Below are 10,124 nucleotides of genomic sequence, written 5' to 3'. Positions count from 1 at the left end.
CGGAAGGGGAAAAATTTATGAAAAAATATTTCAAACCATTTATCAAAGCAGCATCTGTATTATCATTAGGTCTTACTATGATGTTCACTCAAGTTGGAGGTACTTTTGCACAAACTAATGATCAAGCATCTACGAATGGACCAGAAAGTTATTATGTAGAAAAGGCTAATGAATTTAAAGCTAGTACTAAAGAAATTAAAGGCAATGAAAAATCTGAACTTATCCAATTAACACAATCTAACATTCAAAAAGAAAACATTAAACTTAATAATTTAACAGAAGAAAATCTAGAATTCAATGATTCTACTGTAGTTGATTTAAAAAATGGTCAAACTTTAGTAAAAGTACCTGTTAAAGACTCAACTAACTTAGAAAAAATCAGTGGGGTAGCTGTTTTTGTTGATAAAAATCAAAATGTTGTGTCTACATACGAACTATCTTTAAAAATGGTAGATTCTGAAACTGCTGAATTAAAAACTTGGGACAACGGTAAAAATACAGTCGATCAAATTTTAGAAAAACCAGATGTAGAACCACAATGGTCTTGGAGTGTATTCAAAAATTGTGTAGTTAATGACCTTGGAATTAGCTGGGCAGTAGCTGGAACAATCGGCGTTATTTGTGCTGGTGCATGTGTTGGAACAGGTGGAGCAGCTTGCGCACCTTGTATCTATGCTGCAGCATCTGTAACAGGCGGTAACTGGGGTTGGTGTATCGGTAAAGCAGGTAGAGCTTAATTTATAAAACTTTAATTAAAGGACTTATTTTAAAAAGTCCTTTAATTCTATAATGAAATTTTATAATTTTTAAAAACTATTTTTAGTAAAGTAACATTTACATAAGTAAAGTGTTGTTTACAATTAAAGAGAACGGAAGGGGAAAAATTTATGAAAAAATATTTCAAACCATTTATCAAAGCAGCATCTGTATTATCATTAGGTCTTACTATGATGTTCACTCAAGTTGGAGGTACTTTTGCACAAACTAATGATCAAGCATCTACGAATGGACCAGAAAGTTATTATGTAGAAAAAGCTAATGAATTTAAAGCTAGTACTAAAGAAATTAAAGGCAATGAAAAATCTGAACTTATCCAATTAACACAATCTAACATTCAAAAAGAAAACATTAAACTTAATAATTTAACAGAAGAAAATCTAGAATTCAATGATTCTACTGTAGTTGATTTAAAAAATGGTCAAACTTTAGTAAAAGTACCTGTTAAAGACTCAACTAACTTAGAAAAAATCAGTGGGGTAGCTGTTTTTGTTGATAAAAATCAAAATATTGTGTCTACATACGAACTATCTTTAAAAATGGTAGATTCTGAAACTGCTGAATTAAAAACTTGGGACAACGGTAAAAATACAATCGATCAAATTTTAGAAAAACCAGATGTAGAACCACAATGGTCTTGGAGTGTATTCAAAAATTGTGTAACAGGTGATCTTGGAATTAGCTGGGCAGTAGCTGGAACAATCGCTGCTATTTGCGCTGGTGCATGTGTTGGAACAGGTGGAGCAGCTTGCGCACCTTGTATCTATGCTGCAGCATCTATTACAGGTGGTAACTGGGGTTGGTGTATCGGTAAAGCAGGTAGAGCTTAATCTCTTTAAAAATTGAAATTAAAGGGCTTTCTGCTAAGCAGAAAGTCCTTTAATTTCTCTTATTAGTTATAACTAACATTAAAGAACTTGTAACAATAATTAATGCTATTAAAACTTGTAAAATCTCTTTAATACCAAAAGAAAAATCAGTAAAATTAACAATTAAAGTGAAAATCACTACATAAAATAAAGTTGCAAAAAATGTAGAAAATATAGCTTGTTTCTTTACAAACTGTGCTCTTTCATCATTAGCTTGAATATCAGGAAATACATACCATATAGAAAAACATAATATAGCCAATGAAAGTGTAGTAAGAGAAGGAAGAGGAAATTCAAAATCACCAGCCATAAAAATTACAAAATAAAATAATAATGTAGATAAACTAAAGAATAAGCCTAAACCTAAGAATGAAACACGTTTATTCATTATAAATCCTCCTTTTCTAAAATAAAGATATCTTCCACTTTTAAGTTAAATAATTTAGCAATCTTCATTGCCAAAGGTAATGAAGGGTTGTATTTGCCTTTTTCTATAGAAATAACAGTTTGTCTAGAAACATTTAACTCTGCTGCAAATCGTTCTTGGGAGTAATTAAATTGCTTTCTTATTTCAGGAATTTTATTTTGCATCCATATCCCCCCCTAACTATTAATATTTAAATATATTATAACGTAAAGTTCACTTTACGTAAAGTAAACTTTACAAAACGAAAAATGATAGGAATGATATTATGAAAAAAAAGACATACATATATATAGCTATTGCTATTAGTATAATTTTAACAAGTGGTTTTATATCTTATAAAAAATATACTAACTATTTAAATTCTGGGTTATACGGTAAACCACTAAAACAAATCAATGCCAATGATATTTTACCTTATGACAAAAAAATCACACCAAAAATTGCAGTTATTGATACAGGTGTAAAATTAGATAATACTTTCTTAGAAAAAAGTAATATTAAACAAGAATTCACAGATCAAACATCTCAAACATCTCAACAAGGACACGGTACAATGGTAACCGGAATACTAACTAGTAATGGAAACGGTCATACTAAGCCAGGAGGTTTAATTCCAAAAAGTGATATATTATCTATTCAAACAGGTACAGACTTAGGAATGACTTCTAAACAACTTATACAAGCTATCAATATAGCTATAGATAACAATATAAAGATAATAAATATAAGCTTAGGTACTACCAAAGATACTCCTGAACTACAAACAGTTATTAAAAAAGCTTTAGAAAAAAACATAACAATTGTTGCTTCTGCAGGAAATGATAGTAAATCTATAAATTATTATCCAGCTGCTTATGAAGGAGTAATTAGTGTAGGAAGCATAAATGACAAAAAAGAAATAACTAATTCATTAAATTTATCAAACATAAATATATTTGCACCTGGTGAAAAATTACTAACAACCACAGCAAACAATAAAGAACAAGACTATTTTACTGGAAACTCTGCAGCAACTCCTGTTATAACATCAATAGTTGCAGTAATGATTAATGAAAATCCAAATTTAACAAATTCAGATATAAAATCAATTCTTATATCTAGCGCTGATACAAAAACATACAAAAATAATGAAATAAAAATAGTAAACTTAAAAAATGCATTAAAAAAAGCTTCAGTAAAGAATAAAAAAGCATAGGAAGGATCTTTAAATTGAAACCAAACAAGCAAATAGAAAATACAATATTTTTAACATGGGTTATTTCTTTAATTGCAACATTAGGAAGTTTATTTTTCTCTGAAATACTAAATTATGAACCCTGCAAACTCTGTTGGTTCCAAAGAATATTCATGTATCCTTTAGTATTTATAACAACAATATCACTTATAAAAAAAGATTTTAAACAATCTTTATATATACTTATACTATCAACAATAGGCGGAAGTATTTCTATTTATCACTACCTAATACAAAAAACAGAATTATTTTCTACTAATAATAATTTTTGCGGGAGAATACCTTGCTCAGGAGAATACATTAATCTTTTAGGCTTTATAACAATCCCATTTTTAGCATTAATTGCTTTTACACTAATATTTATCTTGAATTTTTGGATCTTAAACAAACAAAAAAAGGTGAAATAAATGAAAAAAATAATATTTACATCAACTATAATTATTACAATATTTATCTTACTTTCAGTAATTACAATAAAAAATCAAAATAACAATAAAAAAGAAAATTTTCTAAGCGAAAATGCAACAACTCCAAAAGAAACTCAAAATATATTAAGTAAAAATAAAGATATTACTATCTATTTTTATAGCCCAACATGTGAACATTGTAAAAAGACTACACCTCTATTAAGCGAATTAAATGAAGAAAAAAATATCAATGTTAAAACATTTAATCTTCAAGAATTTGAAGAAGGATGGGAAAAATATAATATAAAAGGAACACCGACAATTATACATTATAAAAATGGTAAAGAAGAAAAAAGGCTAATTGGTGAACATAGTAAAAAAGATTATCAACAATGGCTTGAAAATAGAAAAATTTTTAATAAAAATAATTAGTATTCATTCAACATAACAAATAAAAAGCTCATTCTATATACATAAAGAATGAGTTTTTTATCAAAATTTCACATACCACATTATATATTTATTTTTCAAATATAATTTCAAATTAATAAACAAGGGAATGCTTGTAGACCAATCTATACTGCATTCCCTTATTATATGTATGCTATATTCTTATTCGCCTTTTTCTAACAGTAGAACCACGAATCTTGGCGAAGACATTGGTTTTTGCCCTGTCCTGGGGTCCGTCCTCGCTTTTTATTCCACGGTTCCCTTGACTACGAGCCTCCGAACCCTCAAACTCCCAAAGCTAACCCCAGCGGGCAAAAACCGCCCTTCTGGGGCCACCCCTGGCGAGTTTGCATGAGGGTTCCCCTCATCGTCAAGGAACTTTCGCGGCATAAACGCCAGGACTCAGCGATTCCACATGCGTCGCCACCACGATTCCTTTTTAATCTCTTGTACTTCTTCATTGTTTACTTGTTGTTTGGATGAATCTATTTCTAATATTGCTTGTTTTTCTTCTATCATAATTCTTTTTAAATCTTGAATCTCTCTCATCAAATACATAATTTGTTCATCTTTCTTATTTACTTGATCTTCCATTGCTTTTTCTAATTCTTCCGCAACTATCTTTCTCACTTCATCTAAGGTAAACATAGTCTGTTCAAATGTTTGTTTAGATGTGTTTTCCTGAACAACTTCCATATCAACAGCAATATATTTTTTAAAACCTTCTTTGTCTAATACTTCTAGAATCTCTTTATGAGGGACATTCTTTTTATTTCGAAGTTTATTAATAAATTTTAAAACATCCACACATTCAGAAGAAATATAATACTTATTTTTCTCCCCCTGTTTGAATAGAATAAATTCTTCATAAGTATTGCAATTTCGTTTAATTGTCATTGAAGATACACCAACTTGTTTTGCTATATCTTCAGCCGATAGCCAAATTAATTCATGTTTTTCCCTAATCATTGTTTAAATCACTCCTATCTAAACAAACAAACAGCATCTGAACAGTGCCCATAAACATTATTATATCAGGTGTTTAGATGTTGTTCAGATAAATACCTCGTTTAGATGAACACTTATTAAAAATATTTAAACAAACACCTAAACATCTTCATGAACTTTGTTCCTAAATAGGGATCCCCTAAACCTTCCTACATGCACATAAATTAATTATTTGTTTTTTAACATAGTAATTTTTAATTGAAAAACAAGCTTTTCTATAAAATTGGAAATTCCGAATCAAAAAAGAGAGAAGAGCATAAGGGGTTTTTGGGCCCAACTAGGGGTTGGGACTAGGCGGAGCCTAGTTTAAACGTGGGTACACGAAAATTTCCAGGATGTCCACTCACTGACGACACAAAACTGACTAAATGTCCCCATTGTGTCCCTAAATGCAGACTCAGTGAGTACACAAAGTCCCTTTGATGTCTCCATATGAGTACTCACTAACGACATGATATTTTTAATAAATTGCAATCAAACATTACTTTAAAATACTAAAAGAAAACAATAAACATTAAATACATATGAATCCTTAATCTAGAAATAAATAACAACAAAATACAAGATGCTATTTAAACGCTTCAGAATCCTTTTTAAAAGATATAAATCTAAAACAATACTATTTGTCGCCAAAACAAAAACAAACGCTTAAAAAGCAAAATGAACAGGTTTAAAAGAAGGTTTTCCTTTGCTTTTGGGGTTGAGGCTGGTTCGTCGTGTGGGGACGAGCCCCCACGTATAACGTATTTAGCAATGTGGTAAGTGAAATTATTAGGCGAAAACACTAGCGGTTTGGCTCGTATAATAGCAATTCAAGCCGATGATCCCAAATAATTGCTTTTGGATGTATCGGCTTGGTGATATCCAAACTCGAGCCGAAAAAAGTTTTGCAAGGATGTAGCAAAGCGAAAAGGGTGGAGATTTTCTGTAGCAAAGCGAAAGAAAATACGACCCGTTCCTTGCGGAACTTTTAGCTCCTTATATAGAGAGTGAGAAGGGACAAGTATATAAAAGTAGGAAAAAGTGAGTAATACCAAGGGATTTGGGATTTTTTATAGTTATCGAATTCGATAACTTTAGTTATCGAATTCGATAACTATAAAAAATATAAAAAAACCTGTATGAGATTCATACAGGTTACACTAATTTAATGGGTAAATTTTTTAATTCTTTAGGTTTTCTTATAAACATAGTTTGTAGTGTTTGATTAATATTGTCACGATCCCCACAAAGAATTACATTAGGATTTATGTACAATGCATACATTCTAGCATTAATTCCGTCTCTACCAGATTCAAAACGTCCAATGAGGCCTTTTTCAATTAATTGCTTTACTAATCTACTAACTGTATTTTTACTAGATCCTATTTTGTCTGCAATTTCTGTTTGAGTCATGGGTAATTGTTCTTTAGCATTAATATCATGAACAATACAATTAGAACGGAAACCTATAAATCCAATGATTTTGTTTAAAAACATAATTTCTTCGTTTTTTAAATAATTAGTTTGAATGAGATATAACCAATTCTCTTGAATAATTTGAGCAAATTTAGCTTTGTTTTTTATCTTCCGTTCAGGTACTAACTTCATTCCATGCGAATTAGCTTTTGCTTGAAGCTCATTTGCTATGTACATCTCTTCTTCTGACAAGATCTTTGAATTCTCGATATCTCTCAATCTTGCATTTCTTTCAGCTTGTTCTAAATTGACGAGCTTTGACATAATCTTTCTCCTCTTTTCTAAGATTTTCAACTAGAGAAGAGGAACATTTTATGCTATGATTCTTATAGAAATTAAAAGTAAATATATACAATAAAAACCCCTCTTCTCTAATTGTTGGTTTGGTCGCTTTCAATTATAACATGAGGGGATTTTTTCTTGTATAAAAACAGAAAAAGGTACAGATTAAATAAACCTGTACCCTCCCACATAACATTTATTTTTTTTTACAAAACTTCTTCTTTGCTATCTACTACTATTTGTACGTCCTCAATAATTAATGAAAGTCGTTTAAACAAATCAATAAAATTGCTAATCGTAACACTAGAAAATACTAATTCATCTTGGGAATTCATAACTTTTTCATTAAAAAGTTTAGCTAACAAAGGTTTTTCTTTATTTTTCACATTATCTGAATTACTTTTCTTAATATTTGACTCTTCAAGAATATATTTTTGAAAATCTTCTGGCGAAAACAAATCTTCAATAGCTGTATTCTCTATTCCTGAAACAAAACATAAATAATCATCTTCTAAATAAAGATTTTTTTTGATTTTATTATAATTTCGTTTCCCCTCACTATCATTATCAAATAGTGCTATAAATTTTAAGTTCCACCCCATCAATAAACTTGCTAAATTAGAAACAGAATTAGCTCCTTGAGCTGGAATAATATTAAAATCCATTAACAAATATTCTTTTCTTAAATATTCTTTCATTGCCTGTAAATAATAATAATCGGATATACCTTCAGTCAATATATTAAAATCCTTAGAAAAACCTATATTTCTAGTGATATCTAAACCAATAGCAGTAATAATAGGTGTTAATGTAGTATAATCAGAACCTTTATGTACTTTATTTTCAACATAGGTATAAGTAACTTCATCCTTTATTACTAAACTCACCCTATCCAAACGGTCTGGATCTATAAAATACGGACTATGAGTAGTTATAACAATTTGATGTTTATCCGATAAATTTATTAACATTTCTAATACATTTTCTTGTGCCTTAGCATGTAAAAATAATCCTGGCTCGTCAATTAAAATTATTGAGTTTTGTTTTTTCTCTGCATTTAATGTTATATAAAAAGATAAAAACCATTGAAATCCTTGACTTCTTTGAGAAATGAAAAAAGGATTAATTTCATCGTTATCATCATATATCTCAAAATAAACTCTTTCTCCATCTGCATTCATCTTAATTTTAATTTTATCCTGATTATAATAATTTTGAAAATCACCAGTAACAGATGTAGATATATTGTTTATAAGTTTACTTCTTTCCTTACCAGATGCATTAAACAAGGATTCTGGATTACAAGAAGTTAAACTAAAAAAGTTTTTAATAACTGGCCTCTCAATATCCCCTTTAGTAATAAATTCTGGGAGATGATCTTCAAAAGAATTAAACAATATAATATTAGGTACTAAATTACTAAGAAAAGCTGAAAACCGATCCCCATCAATCATAAGACTACTAAAATCTCTATAAAAACCCTTTAAAGCACTTATAATTGCTTCATCACCATAATCATATTCATTACCATCCTCATCCCATATACTACTTCTTAAAAAATCAAAAAACCTTCTATACTCAACTATATCTAAAAAACTAAAATTAGCTTTAGGAAGAAAAGTTTTAACATCATATTTTTCACTCAAATCTCTTAATAATAAATTAACATCTTTTATTATTGACTTAAATGATTCTTCTTTACTTTCATAAAATTTAACCCCTGCATTCAATATAACATCAGCTATATCACCAGAAAATCTTGATCCGTTACCACTACTTCTTTCAACTATAAATTCACTAATATTATTTGAATATTTATATTGACTAGTAAAAATATCTTTCAATTCTTCTTTACTATCTATAACAAAACATACTGTTACAGATGGATCTCCTTCACTATAATGACACTTATCTTCTTCTATAAAATTATTATCACTAAAACTCTTTAAAGCTTTTAAAACATTAGACTTCCCAGATTCGTTTTTACCTGCCAATATATTAAATCTAGAATTCAAATAAAATCTTTTAGAATTTTTAATCGACCTAAAATTTTTAATTTCGACCCATTTTATTCTCATATGTACCCCTCACTTGCATTTTTTCTATATCTATTTGATTATTCTATCATTAATACATAAATTTAACATAATTAACAAATATCATTTTCTTTTTATCTTATGTAAACTTTTTATTATTAGTTTACATTCATTTCCCTTTAAACATTGACTTCTCACTGATTCCCCTGATATCCTCAATTTACACAACAAAAGTATACATTCAAAACACTATAAATAAAGAGGTCATAAATCCATGAACAAAAAACCACATCTCATTGATGTCCAACCTATCCGTAGCAAAGAACAGATCGAAGACATGAAATGGGCCCTAAAACGCCACTGTTCCGAACGAGACTATATACTATTTTTAATTGGAATTCATACAGGACTACGTGTCAGTGATCTACTCCAACTTGAAACGCAAACTATACTAAAGTTAAAACGAAAGAAACGAAAGGAATTCAAAATCAAAGAAGGAAAAACAAAGAAAGAACGCATGATTAACCTTACTTCCATTTTTGATGAGGTATACTCTTATACTCAAACTCTAGATAACACCTGGTTATTTCCTTCCCGAAAAGGAGACAAACCCATTAGTAAAATCCAGGTTTATCGACAATTGCAAAAAGCCGGAAATTTTGCCTGTGTAGAGTCTATCGGTACCCATACCATGCGCAAAACCTTCGGCTATTGGTTCTATAAACAAACTAAGGATGTTGCTATGCTACAAGAAATACTCAATCATAGTACACCACAAATTACCTTAAAATATATTGGAATTAACAAAGAAGAAAAAGATAATATACTTGATACATTTTATATTTAACCTAAAAAAGCTGACTTATATATATTTACAAGCCAGCTTTTTTTTTATTTTAAAAATAAATTATTTGCATCAATAAAATACCGAAAATTATTAAAATTCGAAATAAATAAATATTAAATAATGTAAATTTAATAATTGAGAATTTTTTCTATTAATAGTATCATTTACATGTAAAGCGACATTTACATGAGTAAAGTGTTGTTTACAATTAAAAAGAGCGGAAGGGGAAAAATTTATGAAAAAATATTTCAAACCATTTATCAAAGCAGCATCTGTATTATCATTAGGTCTTACTATGATGTTCACTCAAGTTGGAGGTACTTTTGCAC

At 29.2% G+C, this 10,124-nt stretch carries 11 protein-coding genes; 6 read left to right on the top strand and 5 right to left on the bottom strand.

Annotated features, from left to right (window positions below; translation table 11 throughout):
• Window positions 1-737: hypothetical protein (locus tag ACTFR3_RS30150; RefSeq protein ID WP_439963336.1), on the top strand; the 737-nt coding region annotated here is incomplete at its 5' end.
• Window positions 738-887: 150 nt separating this feature from the next.
• Complete coding sequence (locus tag ACTFR3_RS30145) at window positions 888-1,607, top strand: hypothetical protein (RefSeq protein WP_439963335.1); 720 nt, start codon at window positions 888-890, stop codon at window positions 1,605-1,607.
• A 49-nt stretch (window positions 1,608-1,656) separates the two neighbouring features.
• Here ACTFR3_RS30145 and ACTFR3_RS30140 read toward each other — a convergent pair whose 3' ends face one another.
• Window positions 1,657-2,034, bottom strand: coding sequence for a hypothetical protein (locus ACTFR3_RS30140; RefSeq protein ID WP_439963334.1), 378 nt, complete (start codon window positions 2,032-2,034; stop codon window positions 1,657-1,659).
• The gene (locus ACTFR3_RS30135; RefSeq protein ID WP_098321848.1) at window positions 2,034-2,237 is read right to left on the bottom strand and encodes a helix-turn-helix transcriptional regulator; all 204 of its coding nucleotides are present in this window, start codon (window positions 2,235-2,237) and stop codon (window positions 2,034-2,036) included. Before ACTFR3_RS30135 ends, ACTFR3_RS30140 begins: the two co-directional genes overlap by 1 nt.
• Before the next feature lie 101 nt (window positions 2,238-2,338).
• On the opposite strand from ACTFR3_RS30135, the gene ACTFR3_RS30130 reads away from it, so the two are divergent.
• The 3 genes from ACTFR3_RS30130 to ACTFR3_RS30120 are packed head-to-tail and all read left to right on the top strand — an operon-like array spanning window position 2,339 to window position 4,146.
• A complete protein-coding gene (locus ACTFR3_RS30130; RefSeq protein ID WP_439963333.1) occupies window positions 2,339-3,268 on the top strand; it encodes a S8 family peptidase in 930 nt (309 codons plus the stop codon).
• A gap of 14 nt (window positions 3,269-3,282) precedes the next feature.
• Window positions 3,283-3,714 (top strand): disulfide oxidoreductase, encoded by a 432-nt coding sequence (locus ACTFR3_RS30125; protein ID WP_114556597.1) that lies wholly within the window; start codon window positions 3,283-3,285, stop codon window positions 3,712-3,714.
• Window positions 3,715-4,146 (top strand): thioredoxin family protein, encoded by a 432-nt coding sequence (locus ACTFR3_RS30120; protein ID WP_439963332.1) that lies wholly within the window; start codon window positions 3,715-3,717, stop codon window positions 4,144-4,146.
• Between the two features lie 420 nt (window positions 4,147-4,566).
• Here ACTFR3_RS30120 and ACTFR3_RS30115 read toward each other — a convergent pair whose 3' ends face one another.
• From ACTFR3_RS30115 to ACTFR3_RS30105, 3 genes are all read right to left on the bottom strand, one after another.
• Window positions 4,567-5,133 (bottom strand): hypothetical protein, encoded by a 567-nt coding sequence (locus ACTFR3_RS30115; RefSeq protein WP_439963331.1) that lies wholly within the window; start codon window positions 5,131-5,133, stop codon window positions 4,567-4,569.
• 1,176 nt (window positions 5,134-6,309) lie between these two features.
• Complete coding sequence (locus tag ACTFR3_RS30110) at window positions 6,310-6,894, bottom strand: MarR family transcriptional regulator (protein WP_098236245.1); 585 nt, start codon at window positions 6,892-6,894, stop codon at window positions 6,310-6,312.
• Between the two features lie 224 nt (window positions 6,895-7,118).
• Window positions 7,119-8,990, bottom strand: a complete 1,872-nt coding sequence (locus ACTFR3_RS30105; RefSeq protein WP_098236246.1) for an ATP-binding protein — start codon at window positions 8,988-8,990, stop codon at window positions 7,119-7,121.
• A gap of 232 nt (window positions 8,991-9,222) precedes the next feature.
• Between ACTFR3_RS30105 and ACTFR3_RS30100 the strand changes: the two genes are divergently transcribed.
• Window positions 9,223-9,795, top strand: a complete 573-nt coding sequence (locus ACTFR3_RS30100) for a tyrosine-type recombinase/integrase (RefSeq protein ID WP_439963326.1) — start codon at window positions 9,223-9,225, stop codon at window positions 9,793-9,795.
• The last annotated feature ends 329 nt before the right edge of the window (window positions 9,796-10,124 follow it).

This window comes from Bacillus cereus group sp. MYBK14-1 (genome assembly GCF_051916885.1).
In the GTDB taxonomy this organism is placed as follows: domain Bacteria; phylum Bacillota; class Bacilli; order Bacillales; family Bacillaceae_G; genus Bacillus_A; species Bacillus_A cereus.
This window is presented reverse-complemented; position numbering and strand designations above follow the sequence as displayed.

Coding starts and splice junctions, on each gene's coding strand:
- ACTFR3_RS30145 (WP_439963335.1), top strand. CDS start 888: ATGAAAAAATATTTCAAACCATTTATCAAAGCAGCATCTGTATTATCA.
- ACTFR3_RS30140 (WP_439963334.1), bottom strand. CDS start 2,034: ATGAATAAACGTGTTTCATTCTTAGGTTTAGGCTTATTCTTTAGTTTA.
- ACTFR3_RS30135 (WP_098321848.1), bottom strand. CDS start 2,237: ATGCAAAATAAAATTCCTGAAATAAGAAAGCAATTTAATTACTCCCAA.
- ACTFR3_RS30130 (WP_439963333.1), top strand. CDS start 2,339: ATGAAAAAAAAGACATACATATATATAGCTATTGCTATTAGTATAATT.
- ACTFR3_RS30120 (WP_439963332.1), top strand. CDS start 3,715: ATGAAAAAAATAATATTTACATCAACTATAATTATTACAATATTTATC.
- ACTFR3_RS30115 (WP_439963331.1), bottom strand. CDS start 5,133: ATGATTAGGGAAAAACATGAATTAATTTGGCTATCGGCTGAAGATATA.
- ACTFR3_RS30110 (WP_098236245.1), bottom strand. CDS start 6,894: ATGTCAAAGCTCGTCAATTTAGAACAAGCTGAAAGAAATGCAAGATTG.
- ACTFR3_RS30105 (WP_098236246.1), bottom strand. CDS start 8,990: ATGAGAATAAAATGGGTCGAAATTAAAAATTTTAGGTCGATTAAAAAT.
- ACTFR3_RS30100 (WP_439963326.1), top strand. CDS start 9,223: ATGAACAAAAAACCACATCTCATTGATGTCCAACCTATCCGTAGCAAA.